This window comes from Synechococcus sp. Minos11, assembly GCF_014279855.1.
Lineage (GTDB): Bacteria > Cyanobacteriota > Cyanobacteriia > PCC-6307 > Cyanobiaceae > RCC307.
Genome location: NZ_CP047953.1, coordinates 844,688 through 866,571, shown reverse-complemented (window position 1 = coordinate 866,571; position 21,884 = coordinate 844,688). Strand labels below are relative to the sequence as shown.

At 60.3% G+C, this 21,884-nt stretch carries 20 protein-coding genes; 10 read left to right on the top strand and 10 right to left on the bottom strand.

The genetic code is table 11. From position 1 onward, the window contains the following. The 4 genes from glgB to SynMINOS11_RS04670 all read left to right on the top strand — a co-directional run bounded on the left by glgB (position 1) and on the right by SynMINOS11_RS04670 (position 4,830). Positions 1-2,319, top strand: a complete 2,319-nt coding sequence (gene glgB / locus SynMINOS11_RS04685; protein ID WP_011935337.1) for a 1,4-alpha-glucan branching protein GlgB — start codon at positions 1-3, stop codon at positions 2,317-2,319. Positions 2,320-2,350: 31 nt separating this feature from the next. Next, the gene (gene hemE / locus SynMINOS11_RS04680; RefSeq protein ID WP_186550163.1) at positions 2,351-3,409 is read left to right on the top strand and encodes a uroporphyrinogen decarboxylase; all 1,059 of its coding nucleotides are present in this window, start codon (positions 2,351-2,353) and stop codon (positions 3,407-3,409) included. After that, a complete protein-coding gene (locus tag SynMINOS11_RS04675) occupies positions 3,406-4,407 on the top strand; it encodes an NAD-dependent epimerase/dehydratase family protein (RefSeq protein ID WP_186550161.1) in 1,002 nt (333 codons plus the stop codon). Before hemE ends, SynMINOS11_RS04675 begins: the two co-directional genes overlap by 4 nt. 81 nt (positions 4,408-4,488) lie before the next feature. After that, positions 4,489-4,830, top strand: a complete 342-nt coding sequence (locus SynMINOS11_RS04670; RefSeq protein WP_186550159.1) for a c-type cytochrome — start codon at positions 4,489-4,491, stop codon at positions 4,828-4,830. Positions 4,831-4,893: 63 nt separating this feature from the next. Here the strand turns inward: SynMINOS11_RS04670 and SynMINOS11_RS04665 are convergent, their stop codons facing one another. After that, positions 4,894-5,091, bottom strand: a complete 198-nt coding sequence (locus SynMINOS11_RS04665; protein WP_186550156.1) for a hypothetical protein — start codon at positions 5,089-5,091, stop codon at positions 4,894-4,896. 47 nt (positions 5,092-5,138) lie between these two features. Here SynMINOS11_RS04665 and SynMINOS11_RS04660 point away from each other — a divergent pair, with 47 nt between their 5' ends. Continuing rightward, a complete protein-coding gene (locus SynMINOS11_RS04660) occupies positions 5,139-5,381 on the top strand; it encodes a hypothetical protein (protein WP_186550154.1) in 243 nt (80 codons plus the stop codon). Between the two features lie 141 nt (positions 5,382-5,522). Beyond that, positions 5,523-8,114, top strand: coding sequence for an ATP-dependent chaperone ClpB (clpB, locus tag SynMINOS11_RS04655; protein WP_186550716.1), 2,592 nt, complete (start codon positions 5,523-5,525; stop codon positions 8,112-8,114). Positions 8,115-8,134: 20 nt separating this feature from the next. On the opposite strand, the gene SynMINOS11_RS04650 is transcribed toward clpB, so the two are convergent. Further along, positions 8,135-8,353: a hypothetical protein gene (locus SynMINOS11_RS04650; RefSeq protein WP_186550152.1), complete on the bottom strand. Its 219-nt coding sequence runs from the start codon at positions 8,351-8,353 to the stop codon at positions 8,135-8,137. A gap of 69 nt (positions 8,354-8,422) precedes the next feature. Between SynMINOS11_RS04650 and SynMINOS11_RS04645 the strand changes: the two genes are divergently transcribed. Further along, on the top strand, positions 8,423-9,991 hold the full coding sequence (locus SynMINOS11_RS04645; protein ID WP_186550151.1) for an MFS transporter: 1,569 nt from the start codon (positions 8,423-8,425) through the stop codon (positions 9,989-9,991). A 32-nt stretch (positions 9,992-10,023) separates the two neighbouring features. Continuing rightward, complete coding sequence (locus tag SynMINOS11_RS04640) at positions 10,024-11,022, top strand: HlyD family secretion protein (protein ID WP_186550149.1); 999 nt, start codon at positions 10,024-10,026, stop codon at positions 11,020-11,022. A gap of 6 nt (positions 11,023-11,028) precedes the next feature. Here the strand turns inward: SynMINOS11_RS04640 and SynMINOS11_RS04635 are convergent, their stop codons facing one another. The 4 genes from SynMINOS11_RS04635 to SynMINOS11_RS04620 all read right to left on the bottom strand — a co-directional run bounded on the left by SynMINOS11_RS04635 (position 11,029) and on the right by SynMINOS11_RS04620 (position 15,855). Further along, a complete protein-coding gene (locus tag SynMINOS11_RS04635) occupies positions 11,029-14,184 on the bottom strand; it encodes a glycosyl hydrolase family 18 protein (RefSeq protein WP_255445495.1) in 3,156 nt (1,051 codons plus the stop codon). 204 nt (positions 14,185-14,388) lie between these two features. Next, complete coding sequence (locus tag SynMINOS11_RS12900; RefSeq protein ID WP_255445494.1) at positions 14,389-15,093, bottom strand: helix-turn-helix transcriptional regulator; 705 nt, start codon at positions 15,091-15,093, stop codon at positions 14,389-14,391. 11 nt (positions 15,094-15,104) lie between these two features. After that, positions 15,105-15,395 carry a 4a-hydroxytetrahydrobiopterin dehydratase gene (locus tag SynMINOS11_RS04625; protein ID WP_186550145.1) on the bottom strand — a complete coding sequence of 97 codons (291 nt, stop codon included), beginning with the start codon at positions 15,393-15,395 and terminating at the stop codon, positions 15,105-15,107. 37 nt (positions 15,396-15,432) lie between these two features. Then, entirely contained in the window at positions 15,433-15,855 is a 423-nt protein-coding gene (locus SynMINOS11_RS04620; RefSeq protein ID WP_186550143.1) for a hypothetical protein, read from the bottom strand. A 116-nt stretch (positions 15,856-15,971) separates the two neighbouring features. Here SynMINOS11_RS04620 and SynMINOS11_RS04615 point away from each other — a divergent pair, with 116 nt between their 5' ends. Next, entirely contained in the window at positions 15,972-16,829 is an 858-nt protein-coding gene (locus SynMINOS11_RS04615) for an NAD(P)-dependent oxidoreductase (RefSeq protein WP_186550141.1), read from the top strand. On the opposite strand, the gene SynMINOS11_RS04610 is transcribed toward SynMINOS11_RS04615, so the two are convergent. Then, a complete protein-coding gene (locus tag SynMINOS11_RS04610; RefSeq protein WP_186550139.1) occupies positions 16,810-18,339 on the bottom strand; it encodes a carboxypeptidase M32 in 1,530 nt (509 codons plus the stop codon). The two genes, SynMINOS11_RS04615 and SynMINOS11_RS04610, sit on opposite strands and share 20 nt — an antisense overlap. 4 nt (positions 18,340-18,343) lie before the next feature. Continuing rightward, on the bottom strand, positions 18,344-19,297 hold the full coding sequence (gene hemC, locus SynMINOS11_RS04605) for a hydroxymethylbilane synthase (protein WP_186550138.1): 954 nt from the start codon (positions 19,295-19,297) through the stop codon (positions 18,344-18,346). Between the two features lie 122 nt (positions 19,298-19,419). Here hemC and SynMINOS11_RS04600 point away from each other — a divergent pair, with 122 nt between their 5' ends. Then, positions 19,420-19,860 (top strand): DUF6561 domain-containing protein, encoded by a 441-nt coding sequence (locus tag SynMINOS11_RS04600; RefSeq protein ID WP_186550136.1) that lies wholly within the window; start codon positions 19,420-19,422, stop codon positions 19,858-19,860. Here SynMINOS11_RS04600 and SynMINOS11_RS04595 read toward each other — a convergent pair. Continuing rightward, positions 19,857-20,252 carry a DUF1824 family protein gene (locus tag SynMINOS11_RS04595; protein ID WP_186550134.1) on the bottom strand — a complete coding sequence of 132 codons (396 nt, stop codon included), beginning with the start codon at positions 20,250-20,252 and terminating at the stop codon, positions 19,857-19,859. The two genes, SynMINOS11_RS04600 and SynMINOS11_RS04595, sit on opposite strands and share 4 nt — an antisense overlap. Further along, positions 20,249-21,814 (bottom strand): APC family permease, encoded by a 1,566-nt coding sequence (locus SynMINOS11_RS04590; protein ID WP_186550132.1) that lies wholly within the window; start codon positions 21,812-21,814, stop codon positions 20,249-20,251. Before SynMINOS11_RS04590 ends, SynMINOS11_RS04595 begins: the two co-directional genes overlap by 4 nt. Positions 21,815-21,884 lie beyond the last annotated feature (70 nt).

Here is a 21,884-nt window from a genome sequence, read left to right as displayed (position 1 = left end):
ATGGCTCTGGCAACCCTCGATTGGATGAGCAAGGACGCGGAACGCCTGGCCCAGTGCAATCACGACCATCCCCAAGCGGTGCTTGGCCCGCAACAACTCGAAGACGGCCGCTGGGTGGTGAGGGTTTGGATGCCCGAGGCCTCCCGCGTGGTGCTGTTGCACCAAGGCCATGAACATGCTCTGGAAAACCCGCATCACGCTTGGATCTTTGAAGGCGAACTGAGCAGCAATCCCGGATCCCAATACCGCCTGCGCGTCGAGCGCGCCGGGATCACCCACGAGCAGCACGACCCCTATGCCTTCCGCCAGGAGTGGATGGGAGCCATGGACCGGCACCTGTTCGCCGAAGGCAATCACCACCACATCTGGCAGCGAATGGGGGCCCACCCCCACCTGCAAGACGGTGTTGCAGGAGTGCAGTTCTGCCTGTGGGCTCCCAACGCCCGCAGCGTTTCGGTGATTGGCGACTGCACCAACTGGGATGGCCGCCACCTGCCGATGCAGCAGCGGATCGGCGGCATCTGGGAACTGTTTGTGCCTGGACTCGGTGCAGGCGCCCACTACAAATACGAAATCCACACCCAACAGGGACACTGCTACGAGAAAGCCGACCCCTACGGCTTCCAGCACGAAGTGCGCCCAGCCCAAGCCTCGGTGGTGGCCAGCCTCAAGGGCTATCAGTGGGGCGATGACGCCTGGCTGAAGCAGCGCGACAACCGCAACCCGCTCGAGCAGCCCGTCTCGGTGTACGAGATGCACATGGGCAGCTGGATGCATGGCAGCTGGGATGAGCCCTACATCGAGGCCGATGGCACCCCCAGAGCGCCTGTGCCGGCTGCCGATCTCAAGCCAGGCGCCCGCCTGCTGACCTACCCGGAACTCGCCGATCGGGTGATTCCTTATGTGAAAGCACGCGGCTTCACGCACATCGAGCTGATGCCGATGGCGGAGCACCCCTTTGATGGCTCCTGGGGCTATCAGGTGACGGGCTTCTATGCCCCCACCAGCCGCTTTGGCACCCTCGACGAATTCCGCGCCTTTGTGGACCGCTGCCATGCCGAAGGCATTGGCGTGATCCTCGATTGGGTGCCCGGGCACTTCCCCAAAGACGCCCATGGCTTGGCCTTTTTTGATGGCAGCCACCTCTATGAGCACGGTGATCCGCGAATCGGCGAGCACAAGGAGTGGGGCACGCTGATCTTCAACTACAGCCGCAATGAGGTGCGCAACTTCCTGGTTGCCAACCTCGTCTTCTGGTTTGAAGAACTCCACATCGACGGCATTCGCGTCGATGCCGTGGCTTCGATGCTCTACCGCGACTACCTACGCCCCGATGGCGAATGGATCGCCAACGAGCATGGCGGCCGCGAAAACCTCGAAGCCGTGCGCTTCCTGCAGCAGGCCAATTCGGTGCTGTTCCACTACTTCCCTGGCGCGCTCTCCATTGCCGAGGAATCGACCACCTGGCCCCTGGTGACCATGCCCACCTCGATGGGTGGCTTGGGTTTCAACCTCAAGTGGAACATGGGCTGGATGCACGACATGCTCGATTACTTCGAGCTGGATCACTGGTTCCGCCAGTTCCACCAGAACAACATCACCTTCTCGATCTGGTACGCCCACACCGAGAACTTCATGCTCGCCCTCAGCCACGACGAAGTCGTGCATGGCAAGAGCCATCTGCTGCACAAGATGCCCGGCAGCGATGAACTCAAATTCGCCAATGTGCGGGCGCTGCTCACCTACATGTGGACGCACCCGGGCAAGAAGACCATCTTCATGGGAATGGAATTCGCCCAACGGGGCGAATGGAATGTCTGGGGTGATCTGGAGTGGGACAAGCTCCAATTCCCCGAGCACCAGGGTGTGGTGAATCTGGTGGATGACCTCAACGCGCTCTACAAATCAGAGCCAGCGCTGTGGCGCAACGACTTCGATAGTTTCGGCTTCCAGTGGATTGATTGCGACGACACCAACCACAGCGTGGTGAGCTTCATGCGCCGCGACGAGAAGGAAGGCAATTGGGTTGTGGTGGTCTGCAACTTCACCCCCGAAGGCCATGGCAACTACCGCATTGGTGTGCCGGTCGATGGCTTCTACACCGAGCTGTTCAACAGTGATGGCGCCCGTTATGGCGGCAGCAACCAGGGCAATCTCGGCGGCAAATTCAGCGACGACTGGGGCATGCACAGCTATGGGCAATCCCTCGATCTCTGCCTACCTCCATTGACCGTGATGGTGTTCAAACACGACCCGAACCGGCAACGAGAAGCAGCAAAGGATGAAGCTGCAGCCAAATTGGGCGGATCCCTCGGGTAGCGTCAGCGGCTGACTTAACTGTTCTGGCCCCATGAGTGACGCCCTGCCCCTGCTGTTGCGCGCCGCCCGTGGGGAGCAAGTGGAGCGTCCTCCGGTCTGGATGATGCGTCAGGCCGGCCGGTACATGAAGATCTACCGGGATCTGCGCGATAAATACCCCTCCTTCCGCGAACGCTCGGAGAACCCAGATCTCTCCTACGAGATCTCGATGCAGCCCTACAACGCCTTTCAGCCCGACGGCGTGATTCTGTTCTCCGACATCCTCACGCCGCTGCCCGGCATGGGGATTGATTTCGACATCATCGAAAGTAAGGGCCCCCAGATCAACGATCCGATCCGCAACCTGGCCCAGGTGGAAGCCTTGCGGCCGCTGGTGCCCGCTGAAACCATGCCATTTGTTGGCGAGGTGCTCGGCCGGCTGCGCAGCAGCGTTGGCAACAACGCCACGGTGCTTGGTTTTGTGGGCGCTCCTTGGACCCTGGCCGCCTATGTGGTGGAAGGCAAGAGCAGCAAGAACTATGCGGTGATCAAGGCCATGGCCTTCCGCGAGCCTGAGATGCTGCACAAGCTGCTCAACCACTTCGCTGAATCGATCGCCACCTACCTGCGTTATCAGATCGATTCCGGCGCCCAGGTGGTGCAGATGTTTGATTCCTGGGCCGGTGAGCTGAGCCCCGCGGACTACGACACGTTTGCTGCTCCTTATCAGCGCAAGGTGGTGGAGCTGGTCAAGCAGACCCACCCCGACACCCCGATGATTCTCTACATCTCGGGCAGCGCCGGGGTGCTGGAGCGGATGGGCCGCACCGGTGTGGACTTCATCTCGCTCGATTGGACCGTTGACATGGCCGATGGCTGTGCTCGCCTGCCTCACCACCTCGGCGTGCAGGGCAATGTGGACCCCGGCCTGCTGTTCGGCACACCTGAAGCCATCCGCGCCCGCATCGATGACACGGTGCGCAAAGCCCGCGGTCGGCGCCACATCCTCAACCTGGGCCACGGCATCCTGCCCGGCACACCTGAGGAAAATGGAGCCGCCTTCTTTGAAGCTGGCAAAACCGTGATGGATCGCATCGGGGCACGCGTGTGAGCAGCGCCCCAGCGCGGATCCTGATCACTGGCGCCAGCGGCTGCGTTGGTCAACACATCGCCAAACAGCTGCTTGAGCAATCCGATGCGGAGTTGCTGCTGTGGCTGCGCGATCCAGCCAAGCTGACGGCCGTTCCCGCCAACCACCCGCGCATCACCTTGCTGGTGAGCGACCTGCGCGAGCAGCAGGCCCATGCGGACGAGCTCGCCACGGTCACCCGCGTGATCCACACCGCCACGGCCTGGGGCGATCCCGAACGGGCCCAGCAGGTGAATGTGGTGGCCGTGAAAGAACTGTTGGGGCGCCTGGATCCAAGCAAGCTGGAGCAGGTGATCTACTTCTCCACCGCCAGCATCCTCAACCGCGATCTGCAGCTACTGAGCGAGGCGGAGGCCTACGGCACCGAATACATCCAAACCAAGGCCATCTGTTTGGGGCAGCTTGAGCAGCACCCCTTAGCGGGCCGTTGCGTGGCGATCTTCCCCACGCTGGTGTTCGGCGGCCGCGTTAACGGGACCAGCCCCTTCCCAACGAGCTACCTCACGGCCGGATTGCGTGACGCCTGCCGCTACCTCTGGCTCGCGCGCTGCCTCAGGGCCGATGCCAGCTTCCACTTCATCCATGCCGCTGACATCGCCCAGGTGTGCTGCCACCTGGCGCTTAACCCCCATCAAGCCAACCCCGAAGCCGGCCAAGGCGCTGTGCGCCGCTTGGTGCTGGGGCAACCGTCGGTGAGCGTGAATCAAACGGTGGCGGAGCTCTGCCGCTGGCGCGGTGTTTGGCGGCCGCCTGGAATTCCGCTGTGGAACTGGCTGATTCAGCTGTTGATCAAAATCCTGCCGATCGAAATGAATGAGTGGGACCGCTTCAGCATTCGCCAGCGCCACTTTGTGCACGATCCGATCAGCCCGCCGGAGCGCTTTGGCATGACCTCCCATGCCGCCACGCTGGAAGCCGTGTTTGAAGACGCCGGACTACCCCGGCGCGGCGCTCTTTAAATAGAACATGTCAAAGCATTGCAAGGCACTAATGGCTGTGCCTTGTGATCTCTAGGTTGTACGGGAACTTACCTACGCCCGATGCGTCGTCTGTTTGGCCTGCTGGCCCTCTGCTGTGCCCTGCTTTTCGGCACCGCTCCTGCCTTTGCTGCTGATGTCGCCCACGGCGGTCAAATCTTCTCCGCCAACTGCGTGGCTTGCCACATGGGTGGCGGCAACGTTGTCAACGGTGAGCGCACCCTCAAAGCTGAAGCCCTTGACGCCTACCTGGCGAACTATGGCGACGGCCACGAAGCTGCTATCGCTTACCAGGTGACCAACGGCAAGAACGCCATGCCCGCTTTCGGCGGCAAGCTCTCCGATGGTGACATCGCTGATGTGGCTGCCTACGTCGAAGACATGGCCAGCAAAGGCTGGGCTTGATTCCGCTTTTGCGGCAAACCCAATCCACTCAAAGCCCCCTCCAACGAGGGGGCTTTTTTGTGCCTAAGCGCGGCAATGGGCCAGCAGAGCTAGGTAGAGATCTTCATCGATTTCGCGGATGTCGTATTCGCTAGGGAACATCCCGTGACGGTGTTGGTGCACCACCATCCAGCAGTTGCGCTCAAGATCGGCTTGGTTTCGCTCGAGCTGGGCCACCTCAGAGGCCAGCTGCTTCAGCAGTTCTTGTGAGGGCTCAGTCATGGCGCGAGCCTACTGAGCTACAACCCAAGCAGTGGGATCGATGCGCCATGCCCCTGGCTCTTCCCGCCAGCACCTTGCTGCTGCTGGCCCAAACCATGCCTGGAGTCACCCCAGGCGGCTGCCCTTGGTTGGTGTCTAAAGGCGATTACCTGTATCAACCCACCAAGATTCCGCCTGTGCGGGTGGCTGAGAAAAACGCCCGCGGCTGCCTCTCGAAAATGGATGCCATCTACGGGCCTGATGGCTGCCCGCTGCGCTTTTGCTATCGCAGCGAAATCGCCACGCCCTAACGCCACAACCGAACCACGCTGGTGAGGCTGGCCGTACTGCGGTGGTGAGAACCGATAACACCTGGTTCGGCCCTCCACACCGGAGCCAGCCCAAAGCTCCATACGGTGAGCGCAGAACCGAGAGAGACGACCAACACCGTGATGCAACCAACCGCTGAGCAATTCACAGAGCAGGCCTGGGCTGCCGTTGTGGCCGCTCAGGGCCTGGCGCAGCAACACAAACAGCAGCAGCTGGAGACCGAACATCTGCTGCTGGCCCTGCTGCAACAGAGCCAAGGATTAACGGTCCGCATCCTGGAGAAGGCTGGTGCTAACGCCGATCTGTTGCGCCAACAAGTGGAGCTGTATCTGCAACGGCAACCGAGTTTGAGCACAGCTCCAGACAACGTCTACCTGGGCAAGGGACTGCAAAGCCTGCTGGAGCAAGCCGAGCGCAACAAACAAGAGTTTGGCGATAGCTACATCTCCATCGAGCACTTACTGCTGGCATTGGCAGGCGATTCCCGCTGCGGGCGTCAGCTGCTACTGGACAATGGCGTTCAGGACAAAACCCTGCGCGAAGCGATCCAAGCGGTGCGCGGCAGCCAACGCGTGACCGACCAAAACCCGGAAGGCACCTACGAATCGCTGCAGAAATACGGGCGTGATCTCACCGCTGCCGCCCGCGACGGAAAGCTGGACCCCGTGATCGGACGTGATGAAGAGATCCGACGCACCATCCAAATCCTGAGCCGCCGCACCAAAAACAACCCGGTGCTGATCGGCGAACCCGGAGTGGGTAAAACGGCGATTGTTGAAGGCCTGGCCCAGCGCATCGTCAATGGCGATGTGCCATCCGCGCTGCAAAACCGGCAATTGATTGCCCTGGATATGGGTGCCTTGATTGCCGGCGCCAAGTACCGCGGTGAGTTCGAAGAACGGCTCAAGGCCGTGCTCAAAGAAGTCACCAGCAGCGATGGTCAGATCGTGCTGTTCATCGATGAAATCCACACCGTGGTGGGAGCCGGGGCCACAGGCGGCGCCATGGATGCCAGCAACCTGCTCAAGCCGATGCTGGCCCGCGGCGAGCTGCGCTGCATCGGTGCCACCACCCTCGATGAGCACCGACAACACATCGAGAAAGACCCCGCCCTAGAGCGGCGCTTCCAGCAGGTGTTCGTTGATCAACCAACGGTGGAAGACACCATCTCGATCCTGCGCGGGCTCAAGGAACGCTATGAAGTGCACCACGGTGTGCGCATCGCCGACACAGCCCTGGTGGCTGCCGCGGTGCTGAGCAGCCGCTACATCGCTGATCGCTTCCTGCCGGATAAAGCGATCGACCTGGTGGATGAATCAGCCGCTCGGCTGAAGATGGAGATCACCTCCAAGCCGGAGGAGATCGATGAAATCGATCGCAAGATCCTGCAGCTGGAGATGGAGAAGCTCTCGCTGGGGCGCGAATCTGATAGCGCCAGCATGGAGCGGCTCGAACGCATCGAGCGCGAGCTTGCTGAACTCGCCGAACAACAGAGCAGCCTCAATGCCCAATGGCAAAAGGAGAAAGGCGCCATTGATGCCCTGCAGTCCCTCAAAGAGGAGATTGAGCAGGTTCAGCTGCAGGTGGAGCAGGCCAAGCGCAACTACGACCTCAACAAAGCCGCTGAGCTGGAATACGGCACCCTGGCCGAACTGAATCGCCAACTCGAGAGCAGCGAAGCCGAGCTGGCCGCCAGTGAAGGCGAAGCCAACCAACTGCTGAGGGAAGAGGTCACCGAAGACGACATCGCTGAGGTGATCGCCAAATGGACCGGAATCCCGGTGAGCAAGCTGGCGCGCTCGGAGATGGAAAAACTGCTCGAGCTCGAAGAGCACTTGCACCAGCGCGTGATTGGGCAAGGCGATGCGGTTCGTGCCGTTGCCGATGCGATCCAACGCTCCCGCGCTGGCCTCTCCGATCCCCGCCGGCCAATTGCATCATTCCTCTTCCTTGGCCCCACCGGTGTTGGTAAAACCGAGTTGAGCAAAGCCCTCGCCAACCAACTGTTCGACAGCGATGACGCCATGGTGCGCATCGACATGAGCGAATACATGGAGAAGCACGCCGTCAGTCGTTTGATCGGCGCGCCTCCTGGGTATGTGGGATTTGAAGAAGGCGGCCAGCTCACCGAAGCGGTGCGCCGCCGGCCCTATGCGGTGATCCTGTTTGACGAGGTGGAAAAAGCCCACCCCGATGTCTTCAACGTGATGCTGCAGATCCTCGATGACGGCCGCGTCACCGATAGCCAAGGGCGCACGGTGGACTTCACCAACACCGTGCTGATCCTCACCAGCAACATCGGCAGCCAATCGATCCTCGATCTCGGCGGGGATGACAGCCGCCATAGCGAGATGGAAGAGCGGGTGAATGAGGCACTACGGGCTCACTTCCGCCCGGAATTCCTCAATCGCCTCGATGAAACGATCATCTTCCATAGCCTCAGGGCCGATGAGCTGCGTCACATCGTTGATCTGCAGGTGCAACGGTTGGCCCAACGTTTGGCTGAACGCAAGATCCAGCTTGAGCTGAGCGCGCAAGCCTCCGACTGGCTGGCCACCGCGGGCTATGACCCGGTCTATGGCGCCCGCCCACTCAAACGGGCGATTCAGCGGGAGCTGGAAACGCCGATCGCCAAGGCAATCTTGGCGGGCCGCTACAGCGAAGGCAGCACCGCTGCCGTTGACGTCGAGGATGAGCGTCTCAGCTTTGGCTGATCAAGCCCAGGCCCACAAGCTCACTTCCAAGTGACGGTGCAGGTCCAGCGGGGATCATCCGCGACATAGATCTCGTTGCAATTGGTCCCGGTCACCGTGGCTCCATTGGGCACCTGGCTTTTGGCCTGACCCAAGGCATGACCCATGTTCCAAATCGACTGGGATGTGGCTGAGCCCGCCAGAGCAGGCAACGGCGCTGCAGCGAGACCAACAACGGCGAGCACAACGAGGCGTGCCATAGGGAAAGCTCAATGGTTTCCACCTAGCTAGCAAGCCAGAGCCGTTCACGGCCCTTAACGTGCCGAACAATGGTTACTTACAGCGCTTCTTTCTGGCTCACCAACCGAGGCGTGTTAACAGCCGCCTTCATGGTGCTGATGCTGTGTTTCATCATCACCGGCGTGGTGGGTGTGCCCGCGCATGATTACGCCCGGGGCTATCTAGGAGGAACGCCGTACCACAGCGTTTGGTACATGGACGCCTTCTTGATTCCGTTGGCGTTGATGCTCACGTTTGTGGGCAATCTCTGCAAGTGCTACGGCAAAAAACGCATGGCCGTCATCGGTCCAGCGATTTTCATCGTGGGCTTGATCGGTGCAGCCGTATCACAGGACAGTTTGGTTTTTATTGGCTTCCGTGTCTTGCAAGGAATTGGGGCAGCGGTTTGCGCTGCCCTAGCTGGGGGATACCTCAATGGCGGCATTGGTAAGCCCTACAGCGAGATCGGCAAAGGCCTGTTCGTCGTCAACTTTGCCTTTGGCGCCACCGTGGGAATCTCACTGGCGGCCTACACCACCTGGTATTTGAGCTGGCGCTTGATTTACGCCGGCTTGGCTCTGCTGCTCTTTAGCGCCTGGGTGCTGATCATTCGCTACATGCCATCTGATGAAGGCGATCCCAACCAAGCCATCGATTGGCTGACGTTCTATTTGATCTGCGCTGGTTTCGGAATCTTTAGCTGTTCATTGGTGGTGGGCAACCAACAAGAATGGTTTCAAAGCAGCTTCTACATCATCTTATTAACGTTTTCACTCATTCATATCATCCTATTTTTTATCCGCTTCGCCAGTTCACCACCGCTGCTGAACCCCAAAGTTTTTAGCGACATCAACTTTGTTATCAGCTGCTCGAACATAACGATGATTCTGTTTGCTGTCTTTTTAATCTTCGCGATCGTCCCACACTTCATGGAGATGGTGATTGGAAATACAGTAGGCACCTACGCCACACCATTTGTGTTCTTTGCGATTGCATCGACCGCCACTATTTACCTATTTGCACCAGGAATCAACCCCTATTACATCGCTCGCAGCATCAAAACCCGCAAAATCTTTTCCAGCATCGGCACCTTTGGCTTTGGCCTGACAGCCTTGTGGATGGCGCACACCACATCCAACCAAAGCAATCACAACTTGACCCTGCAACTGATCAGCCTTGGCTGCTGCTTCGGGCTGATCTTCAATGAGCTGTTGATGGCTTTCGCCACGGTGCCCGCCGAACTCACCACCACCGCCAGCGCCGTCAATTTCTTTGGCACCAATTTCGCTAAGTCGATGGCAGGCGGGGTGAGCGGCGCGATTCAAACCGTCTCAACCCAGGGCAGCTGGGAGCGGTTTCGCTCCCACATTCAAATCAACAGCAATGGACTTGAAACGTTCACAGAACCGCTCAAGAACCAGATGATCGAGGGAATCCACAGCAGCCACTGGAGCCAGGCCTCCTTGGAGTTGATCAACCACAGTCTGGCCAAACAAGCCGAGGTGGTCTCTTACATCAACCAAGCCACCTTGACGGGCTTCCTCTTGATTGGATTCGGCATTCTTCCTTTTCTTCACCGAGAAGCCAAAGACAAACCCCGCCAGACGCCTAGGGTCTGAAGGTCCACATCGGGGCCAGCGGGTCTTGGACGATGGCCGGAGCCAATTCGCTGGACCACAAAAACAAGAAGCTGATCAAGGTTGCTGGACTACTGGGTGGTACAGCGGTGGCTGGACTGTCGATCTTTTTTGTCTACGGCCACTACTTCCCCAATACCCCTGACGCCTACGTGCACGCCTACACCGTCACGGTGGCGCCCTATGTGGCGGGTTACATCAAAACCATTCATGTGCAGCCCAATGAGTATGTGAAAGAAGGCCAGCTGATCTACGAAATTGAGCCTCGACCTTTGCAGCTCATTGTTGACACCAAGCGGAATCAGCTTGATGCCAGCCAGGCGCGTTTGGCCAGCATGGAACAGGAGCTCAGCAAGGCTCGCGATGAACTGAAGAACAACGAGGCCGCGCGCTGGATCGTCAGCCTCAACCAAAAGCGTTATGCCTACCTGCTCAGCAAGCAGGTGGTGGCGCTGGAAAAGGAGCAGGAGCTGCAAGCCTCAACCCTGGAAGCCGATGCCCAAGTGGCACGGGCCCAAGCGGAGATCACACGCCTTGAAAAACGCATTGAGGAACAGCAGGCGCGCATCAAAGCTCACCGCAGCGAGCTGGGCTCAGCCACGACCGACCTCAACTACACGCGTTACTACGCGCCGATGGATAGCTACATCAGCAACAGCTTCAGCATTCGCGTTGGCCAGTACGTCAAACCAGGTCAGGCGTTGTTTCAACTGGTTGATAACGGCCAGTGGTGGGTGGATGCCAATTTCAAAGAAGACCAAATACGCCGCATCCGCCCCGGCATGAACGCCGGCATCAAGCTCGACATGTACCCGGGTCACCGTTTCACCGGGAAAGTGATCAACATCTCCGCCGGCAGTGGCGCTTACTACTCGCTGTTGCCACCACAAAACGCCACGGGCAACTGGGTGAAGGTGCCGCAGCGTTTCCCGGTGCGCATTCAGCTAGAGCAAAACAGCCAGCGCCCCCTGAGGGCCGGCGCCACCGCCTACGCGACGGTGAACACCTTCTGAGCTAACTCAGGCCAGGCCGGTGAAATCGGTGAGTGCAAAGGCACCATCACCACCGATCACTTGATCAAATCCCGGGGCGCGATCAGCCACCTGCTGCGCTGTGCCTTGGCCCATCAGCACATCACTGGCTGCGCCAATCAAGCTCTGATCCCCACTGGCGTCATTGGAGAGGGCCCAGAACATCATTCCGCCAAGCCCGGCCTCTTCCACATAACTGGCCTTGCCAGCGATGGTGGCGGTGGTTTCCATCGAACTCCAGATCAAGGCATCGGCGTTGTAGGCATAGGCCGCTTTGGCATCGTCATCCCAGAGCAAGGTAAAGCTGCCGTCTTGAACGCCCGTGAGGATGTCTTTGTAGTCGTAGTTGCCGGCTTCAAACGATCCACTAGCACTGCTAGCGGCCCCGGATTCGCCGTAGCCGTAGTCGTCACCAGCGGTCACATCACCCCAAGCGCGGGTGTAGGCCGGAGCGCCCAACACCACCTTGCTGCGATCAATTCCGGCTTGATCAAATTGATCGATCGCCGTCAGCACGTCATAGCCGCCGGCATCGCCAGTCATCGCGGCCTGATGCCCGGTGCTCGACTCCCAGCCGCCGTGGAAGTCGTAGGCCATCACGTTGTAGAAATCGACGTAGGGGTCGATCCCCTCCAGGTTGAGATTGGCCAGCTTATCGGCGCCGCCAGCGGTGGCGATGGAGATCTCGTAGTTCTGGCCGCTGCTCTGCTCGAGTCCATCGAGCTTCTGACGCAACAGCTGCAGGGTGGCCTCAAAGTTGGCGCCGTCATCGAGACTGACGGCATTGCCAGCTGCTCCACCACCACCTGGGTATTCCCAGTCGAAATCAACGGTGGTGATGAAGCTGTACTGCTCCAGCGTGTCGATCACGTTGCTGGTGAAGGCCTCCCGACCAGCGGCATCGTCGAGCGCCAGGCTGAATTCATCGGAGAGCGTCCAACCACCAAGCGCGATGCCCAGGTTCAACTCAGGGTTGAGCTCTTTGAGCAACTCCAGTTGGCGCAGGTTGCCGGCCAAGGCACCAGGGGTGTTCCAGTCCATCGGCACCGCCTGCACGCTGACGTCACCATCAGCTGCTGTGGTGACCGTGAAATCACCACTGGAGCCATAGGCCTCACGGCGTGAATCCTCTAACCCACCCCACTCAGCTGCTGAGAAGCTTCGGCTCACCTGCTCATCGCTGCTGAATCGCTTCTCGGTGGCGGCATAGGAGTCAAACAGGGTCACATCCCCATTGGCTTTGACATCAAAGAAGCTGTAGTTGAGGTGGGTGAGATCGGCGGCCTGCACATCGGCAACGGTGAAGTCGCGTGAATAGATGCCCCACTCCTCGAAGTAGCCGACGACGCGCATGCCATCGCTCGGGGCGGGTTGATCGGGCTCAATCGTGGGCATCTGCTCAAGCGGCGCATCCAAGGGCGCTTCCGGGAGTGTCTGGGCTGGCTCCTCGATGACTTCTGCACTGGGCTCAGCAGCTGGCTCCGTTGCAGGCTCAGGTGCGGACTCTGCGATGGGCTCATTAATCGGCTCAGGTGCAGCCTCAACAGCAGGCGCTTCTATCAACTCAGAACTCAGCAAAGAGCCACTTGAAAACAGCTCGTCAGTGGTGCGTCCGGCCAGATCGCCACTGGCTTGGAAGTAGGAGCTCACCGATGCGCCAGCGGCCAACGGTTGATCAGCAGCCCAGCTCGCCGCTGAAACAGTGACCGCATAACGCCCATCAGCCAAGAGCTCCTGCTCGAGGCTGAGATTGCTGGTTTGCTTGAGCGGATCAGCGCTAATGAAACTGGCGCTCCAACCAGCAGGCCAAGCAACGCTGCTGGTGTTGCTCAGCTCAAGTGTTCCGCTGTAGGTGCCGCTCCAGCTGTCGCCCAGGCTCACCTGCAAGGAGACATCTTGATCGGGGTTGATTGGAGTGCTGGCCAGAGGCGCGCTGGCGACCTCCTCCACGGGTTCAGGGGGGGCTTGATCCACGACGGCTTCAATTGGCTCGATCGGCTCAACGGGCTGAGGCGAGGCCACAGGCTCAACCACCTCGACTGATTCGCCGGCAGGCTCTGGGGCTGCGGCAGCCATCGCGGTATTGGGATCTGCCGCAAAAAAGAGCTCACTGGTGAGCGCACCGGCATTCGGCAGCCCAACGCTGGTGGCATTGAAATCAATGCTGAGGCTGCCCCCCGCCGCAATGCTGTTGTTCCAGCTGGCCGGGGTGAGGCTCACCTCATACAGGCCTGCCTCCAGCTCAACGACAGCAACATCCCCAGCCCAGCTCTGGAAATCCTGATGCCGGGTCAGAAAGCTGAGCGACCAATCTTCAACAGCCTGGTCGCCGCCATTGGCAACGGTGAGCGTGCCGCCCATGCCGCCCCAATACAACGACCCACTCACCGAGAGCATCAACGCCTCAGTGGGCTGAGCCATGGCCTCCATCACACCGTGATCTCCCATGACATGGTCATGACCATGGCTGGAGTGATCCACCTCGGTGATCACCACCTCTGGCGCAGCTTGTACAGACTCACCACTGCGCACTTGCAGTCCATCGGTGCTGTCCCCCTCGGGAGCTGGTGGTGTAAAGAGCTCCTGGCGGCTGACCAAACTCACCGCGTCTTGCGAGAAGCCAAAGGGCTCCTCGAGGTTGTCTTCCATCACCTGGTCGTGATGGAACTCGAGATTGGCCGCCACCAAATCGGTGCGCAGCACACCCACCAACAACAGGCTCTGGCCACTGGGCTCCGTGCTAATCAGTAGGCCTTCGCTGGTGTCTTCAACGCTGAGCCGCTCGCGGGTGCCCAGATAGAGGAAGTTGAGTTTCTGGGTTTGCGGGTCAAAGTTCTCCACCCGCTCCTGAACGCCGTACTCATGGGAACGCAGATAGACGGTGTCTGAATCGCGGGGGCCGAGATCTTGCTCCCAGGAGAGCACCGCCCCAATGTCTTGGCGCAGGTGCTCATTGCCCACAGGAACAAAATTGGCTGCCGTCAGATCAGTCCAACGAACCCCCTCGAGAACGATGTAGTTACTGGTGCTCCAGGGGCTGGTGATGATCGCCGTGCCATCAGCTAATTGGCCCAGGATCAGGCCATGAACAGAGATATCGCCAAAATCGAGTTGATCGCCGCGGAGGGGATCGAAATCAGACATCGTGACAACCCCACCGGTGAGATTGACGTCAAAAACTTGTGATTGGCTATCGGCCATAAGAGGAGCCTTCAAGGCGCTTACCCCGCACAGCCTGCGGCGATCGAGCACCGCTCAGAACCCTCCAAATGAAGGGTTTTCAGATGGCTTTGGTCATATCAAAGCCATCACACAGACCGCTCTCAGCTAACACTCAGATTGGCCGGATCAATCCACCAAATGGCGGCGAACACCTTCAGCTGCAGCAGCCGTGCGATCACGCACATGCAGCTTGCCGATAATCGCCTGCACATGGCCGCGCGCGGTTGATTCAGCAATGTGCAAGTGCTGGCCAATCTCGCGGTTGGTGAAGCCTTCGCACACCAATTCCAAAACGCTGTGCTCCCGGCTGCTGAGATCTTGAGCAGAACGCTCAGGGCTATCGCGCAGGACGTGGCTGGCTACCGGGCCCGCGTAGCGCAATCCCTGCATCAACGCCTCCAAAGCGGAGACAAGCACCGACACCTGCAGGCCGCGCTGCGTCAACAAGGCATCGGTTGGGCCTTGCCATGCCCGGCGCACCGTCGCGGCATCCAGCGATTCCAAGGTGAGCACGGTGGCCATGGCACCAGCTGCAGGGGCATGGGCTTTGAGCTGGCTGACTAGCTCCAAACCCGAACCGTCATCGAGATGCTCACTGACAAACGCCAACACCGGCTGGGCTTCATCAGGCAGCAACGCCAACGCCTCAGCCGGTTTGGTGCAAATACCCAGGAGTTGGCCGGGATGGCTGGCACTGGCCCAGGCAAAGCTGGTGGCCATCGCAATCGCATAAGGGCGATTGTTGGTGCACACCACAATGCGGTGATCCATGGCCAGGGCTTGCAGATCCCGGGTTAACGCTTGAATCTCAGCATCGACGCGGAACTGCATGGTTTGCCTGATCAGCCGGCGGCCATGGCATCAATGCGCTCAGCCATCTGTTCATCAAGGCTGGAGATACCGCCCAAGTCATGGGTGACCAAATCAATGCTGACCCGGTTCCAAACGTTGCTCCATTCCGGGTGATGGCCCATGGCTTCGGCCAGCAGCGCCACCCGCGCCATGAAGCCAAAAGCCTCAGAAAAATCAGCAAATTGCAGATCCCGGTGCAACTTGCCCTGCTGCACAGACCAGTGGGGCCGTTGAGCCAGCAGGGCGTCGCACTCGGTTGTGCTGAGCAAATGGGCGGCCATCAAGCCAATGCAGCTTTAGGCCGGTTCTAGCCAGCCATTAATAACCAAGCCCACCAAAGGGTCCCTGGCCCTGGGCCACCGGACATCCCACCTGGGAGCCCAATAGGGCACCCAACGGAATCGCCCAAGCGCGGCCGTCTTGGCGTGAGGCGGCATAGCCCAAGCCACCGCCAGCCAGGCCGCCGATCAAGCGGCCGATGTTGCAGCGCCGTTGAGCCGCCTGAGGATCAAGCAGCTGAGCGCTGCGGGCAACGCTCCGCAATGGAGCTCGGCGCACCGGCAGTTCGGCAGCGGTGCCATAGCCATCGGGGTAGTCGCGCACCACAGGCATCTCTTGCAGGGCGGCGCGGCGGTTCTGCCAATGGTGATTGGGGTGAGCCTCAGCAGCGGCAAACAGCGAGCTGCTGGCCAGCAAGCTCAGGGTTCCCGCCAAGGGGACAGCAAAGCGAAGCAAGCGCATAGCTGTGATGAAACGCAGGACTACTCTTCGCCAAACGTGCGTCTGAGCTGCATCCCCTAGAGGCTTGATTTGCGGGGGAATGCGTCTGCTGTCACATCACTGTCACATCTCGCCCCATGGCCCGCATTGCACTGCTTGGAACTGGCCTGCTGGGCGCTGCCATCGGCCGCAGGCTGCTGGAGCAAGGCCACAGCTTGAAAGTGTGGAATCGCACCCCAGAGAAATGCCAAGCACTGCTGGAGGCCGGCGGCCAAGCCATCAGCTCACTGCCTGATGGGGCCTCTGATTGCGACACGGTGATCAGCGTGTTGCGCGATGGCCCGGCCAGCGCGGCGGTGCTGCAACAGCTCGGCGAGCTTGAAGGCAGCTGCGTGATGGGCATGGGCACCATGGCCATTGCCGAAAGCCAGGCACTTGAGCAGCAGATCAAGGCTCAACACGGCACCTACCTGGAGGCCCCGGTTCTGGGCAGCCGGCCAGAGGCCCTGAAAGGCAGCTTGCTGGTGATGGCAGGCGGGAGCGCTGAACTGTTTGAGCGCCAACGCCCGATCTTGGAAACGCTGTCAGCCGAACCTCGGCTGATGGGTCCTGTGGGCAGTGGCATGGCCAGCAAGTTGGCCCTCAATCAATTGATCGCCAGCCTCACCCATGGGTTTTCGCTGGCCCTGCGCTTGGTGCAGGCGCAAGGGGTGGCGGTTGAGGACTTTATGGAGGTGCTGCGGCCATCCGCGGTCTATGCCCCCACCTACGACAAAAAACTGGAGCGGATGCTGGATCAGCACTATGACAACCCCAACTTCAGTACGGCACTGCTGCGCAAAGACCTCGGCCTGTTCCTGCAAGCCAGCCAGCAGGCCGGGCTGGATGCTTCAGGACTGCAAGGAATCCTGGAGCTGCTGCAGCAAGCCCAGGGCGATGCGATTGATGGGCTGGATTACTGCGCCCTGCATGAGCTCACGCAGGCTCAACGCTGAGCAAACGCTCGACTTTCTCCTCGAGGTAACGCAGGAAGGGAGCAGCACTGAGCGGCTCTCCGCTGACCTGCTGCACCAATTGCTCCCCATTCACCGAGCGGCCCAGGAGCCAGACCCGTGCTGCTAGCCACTGGCGCAGCTGCTGCTCTTGCCCGCTGGCAATGAGCTCGGGCAGGGATCCCAGATCTCGCTCCATGGCTTCGCTGAGCTGGGCGCTGATCAGATGCCCCAGGGCATAGGAGGGGAAATAACCAAAGAGGCCTTCGGCCCAATGGATGTCTTGCAGGCAGCCATTGCTATCGCTGTTGGGGCGTTGACCCAGCAGCTCGGCAAAGCGCTGATTCCAACGCTCCGGCAGCTCAGCCACCGGCAGCCCCTGCTCCAATAACGCCAGCTCCAGCTCGTAGCGCAGCACGATGTGCAGCCCGTAGCTGAGTTCATCAGCTTCCACACGGATCAAGCCGGGCTGCAAGGGATTGAGCGCCTTCCAGAAACGCTCAGGAGCGCCCCAAGGGTCAGAACCCAAGCCGAGGCAGAAGCGCGGATGCCAGCGGCGCGCGAAGGCTTCGCTGCGCGCCACGCGGCACTCCCAGAACAGAGATTGGGATTCATGCACCCCCATGGATGTGGCATCACCCAACGGCCAAGGGAACGCATGGGGCTGGTCGTGGGGCAGGCCCTGCTCGTAAAGCGAATGGCCCCATTCATGGGCTGTGGCCAAAAAGCAGGAGAAGGGTTGACCGGCCACCACGCGTGTGGTGATGCGGTAGTCCTGCGGGCCCAAGGTGCAGGAGAAGGGATGGGCTGAGCGGGAGCGGTGGCAGCGCTGGTCGTCGTAACCCCAGCTCTCGAGCAGATCAGCGCTGAGCTGCTCCTGCAGCGATTCCGGCAACTCCGCAGAAGGCCCGTTAGCGGCAGGAACTCGCGCCAGCAACGCCGGCAAGAGCTGCCGCAATGGATCAAACAGCACCTCAAGCCGCTGCTTGCTGATGTCGGGTTCAAACGGTTGCGCCAGGATTTCCCAAGGGCTGCGCTCAACCGGTTCAGCCGCCTTGAGCTGGGTGGCCTGCTCGAGCCGCAATTGAATGATGTGCTCGAGGGCCGGAGCAAACAGGCTGAAGTCGTTCAGCCGCCTGGCTTCCTGCCAAACGGCATTGCCATGGGATTGGGCGCGCACCAAGGCAGCGACAAGCTCCTTGTCTTGGCAGCGGTTGCGCTCCAACTGCAGGCGGAGCAACGCCAGGTTGCGCTGATGAGCGATATCAGCACTGGACTGACTGGCGCCAGTGGCTTCAGCTTCAGCGGCCTCCAATAGATCGCCATAGTCCTGACAGCTCTGACGCTGGTGCGCTTGGGCTGCCAGCAGGGCCAATTGATCACCGCGCCAGCTGGCTGCAGCCGCTGGCATTACAGTGTTTTGATCGAAATACAGCGCGCTGCTGATCGAATTCAGCAGACGGGTTTGATGCAAGTAGCTCCTGAGCTGCTCGGCTGCAGGACCGCTTGTCATGCCATCAAGCCTCAGGGCGGGCTTCAGCAAAGATCTTGGCGAGGATCTCGCCAGCACCTTGGCTGCGCAGCAACTCAGCTAAGCGATTGCCCAGGTCCTCAGCCTGATCTTGAGGCGCGCGGAGCTCGTCGCGGATGAGTTGTTTGCCATCAAGGCTGGCCACCATGCCGGTGAGCACCAGCTCATCTCCTTCAAAACGGGTGTTCACGCCGATCGGCACCTGACAGCCACCTTCCAAGGTGCGCAGGAACGCGCGTTCGGCCAAACAACGCAGGGAGGTGGGGCGGTGCTCCAGCACCTTGATTTGCTCGAGAACAGCCGCATCACCATCGCGGCATTCGATCCCCAAGGCGCCTTGGCCCACGGCATGCAGGGAGATCGAAGGATCAATCAGCTCATGGATGCGATCACCCAGGCCAAGGCGGCCCAAACCAGCTGCCGCCAAGATCAAGCAATCGAACTGACCGGAATCCAGCTTCTCGAGGCGGGTGATCACATTGCCGCGCACATCTTTGAAGGTGAGGTGCGGGTAGTGGTACTTGAGCTGGGCCAAACGGCGCAAAGAACTGGTGCCCACCACGGCACCCTCAGGCAGGGTGGCCAGGGTGAGATCTTTGTTTTTGGCATGCATCACCAGGGCATCGGCAGGATCTTCCCGCTCGGTGATGCAGCCGAGCATCAGCCCTTCTGGAAGATTGGTGGGCAGATCTTTGAGGCTGTGAACAGCGATATCAGCCCGGTTCACCAGCATTTGAGCTTCTAGCTCTTTGGTGAACAGTCCCTTGTCGCCAATCTTGGCCAGGGCCACATCGAGAATCTTGTCGCCCTGGGTGGCCATCGCCTCGATGCTGATCTCCAGACCGGGGTGAGCGTTGGCGAGCTCATCACGCACCCACTCGGTCTGAACCATCGCCAATTGGCTGCGGCGAGAGGCAATACGCAAAGAAGAGGCCGTCATGCAGGGGGAACAGGGCGCTGCAGCAGCCCTCGAGCGCTCTCCACCCTACGCAGCAGGCCCTTGGATCCAGGCACAAAACAGCTCCAGCGTCGATACGCTTTGCAACAGTTGTTGCATCCGCCATGCCTGGCCCGGTGGTTCAAGGGGTTCAGTCCACCCCGGCTCGGGCTGCAGCGCAGGCTCCTGCGCCACTGCAAGCACCCATCCCTTTACTGGCGGAAGGCACGATCAAGTTGGTGCTGATGAGCAGTGGCACCGTGCTGATCGCGCGGCTGCGGCACACCAGCGACCGCGACGGGCAGCCGGCATTTCAACTGCTCCGCCCGCGTGTGGTGCAAGAACACGAAGGCGGTTGGACGCTGCAACCGTTCTTGGATCAGCTCACCCCGCAGCAGGATCTGGTGGTGTTTAAAAGCGCCGTCGCCTCATTGCTCGAGCCGGCAGCAGCGTTGCTGTCGCAATACGGCGAAGAGAGCAAACAAGAGGTGCCCCAGGCAGCGTCTCCTCTGGAGCGCCTGAAGCAGGCCTTCCAAGATTTCACCGACAGCTTTGAAGGCGGCTAGCCACCGATTGCTTCAGCAGCAAAGAAATCCAGCGGCAACGGGCCCCAGGTGTCTTCTGCATCCGGGTTGCTGGGGGCTTGACCACTAATCAAGATTCCCAAGCCCAAGCCGGCTTCGGCACGCACCATGGCCGTGCCGTTGCGTTGGTTTCCTTTGAGGAACACACCGCCTTCGGGCAAGGGTTCGCCGCCGAGGCTCAGCGCATCCCAACCCAAGGCGGCCTCGAGCTGACGCAAAGCGGCAATGGCCTCGTCTGCGCTGGCAGCCATCACGCCAACGGTGAACCACTCACAGGCGCTGAGGCGATCACGCAACTGGGCCTGCAGCGATTGGCGCTGCTCTGCACTGAGTTCTGGAGCTGTGCGCAGCCCGCGGAAGTCGTCGAGGTTCATGAATCGAGCCTATTGGTCAGAGCATCCGGAGACACCTGAGGCAAGGCGGTGCGCACCGCAATCGGCAGCACCAACAGCGATAGCCCTGCCAGCACCAGCAGATGGGCGATGGTGCCGAGCTCCAAGGGCTGCCCGGTGCTGAAGAGCTCCAGATCAAGCAGCAACACACCCAAATACAGGGCCCACCAAGCCCCCGATCGCATCTCAATCGTTGCCCCGCGCCGCCAGCAATAGAGGGCATAGATCAAGCTCGGCGCCCCAATGGCCAGCACGGCCCCCTGCAGCGCCACACGGCCGCACCACATCGCTGCCCAACTGGCTGCAATAAAGGCCAATGCGGATGTTGCCGTTCCCCACGGCACCACGAAGTGGCCCGTTTCGTTGGGGAGCTGCCGGCGCAAGGCCAACAAGCTTGGGGGCCCCATGGCCAGGGCAATCATCTGCGCTGCCGTCAAAAACGACACCACCTGTTGCCATCCAGCCCCAATCAGCAACATCGCAGAGCCAACCAACAAGCTGGCGATGATCGAAACATCGGGAACACCGCGGCGATTGGTGTGCCCAAAGGATTTTGGCAGCAGCTGGCAGCGACCCATCATCCAGCTGACCCGAGCGGAGACCCCCAGATAGGCCATGGCAGTGGCGCTGGGGGAAAGCGCGGCATCAATCAACAGGATCACCACCATCCAGCCCAAGCCAAGACCGATGGCGAGCGCCGCCAACGGCCCGCCGTGCTGCGTGAGGCTGAGGTTGGCCCAGCCACCAGTGAGCACATCAGGCGGCACGCTCACCAGAAAGGAAAGCTGCAGCACCAGATAGATCAGCAGGCTGATACCCAAACCGAGTGCCATTGCCAGCGGCACATTGCGCTGCGGGTTGCGCACCTCACCGGCCAAATCAACGGCGGTGCGAAACCCCAGCAAACAGAACAAGATCCCACCACTACCCACAGCAGCAAGAAGCCCGGTGCTGGTGTCACCTGCGGTTGGCGTGCCCACAGCAATGGTGAGATTGCCCCAATGGCGGCTAAGCGCCATCAAGACCATGGCCACCACCAACGGCACGATCAATTTCCAGATCGTGATCGAATCAATCCAGCGCGCCAGGCTGGCCACCCCACGCAAGTTGATCCAGGTGAACAGCAGCATCAAGGCGATGGCCACCGCCAAACCCAAACCGCTGAGCACCTGAACGTCGCCAGCATCTTTGGTGAGCCAAGGCACGCTGCTGGCGAGGTAGTCGATCATCGCCAACAGCTCAATGGTTGGCACGCAGAGGTAGGTGATCCAGATGCTCCAGCCACCGATGAAGCCCGACAAGCGGCCATGGCTGAGCAAAGGAATCTGCGCCAAAGCGCCTGAGCTATTGATGCGCGAACCCAGCTCAGCAAACACCAGCGCCAACAAAAAGGCGATCGCACCACCGATCAACCAAGCCGGCAAACTGGCGGCACCGGCGCTACGCGCCGCGAAATAGGAGGCCAGCAACCAACCCGAGCCAATCGTGCCGGTCACCACGGCCAAGGTGAGACTTCTCAGCCCCAGATCGCGGCGAAGCTCCAAGGCAACCTGCCATCACCTCCACCAACGATGGCAACAAACATTGCATTGACCTCGCTTGCAACTGGTCAAC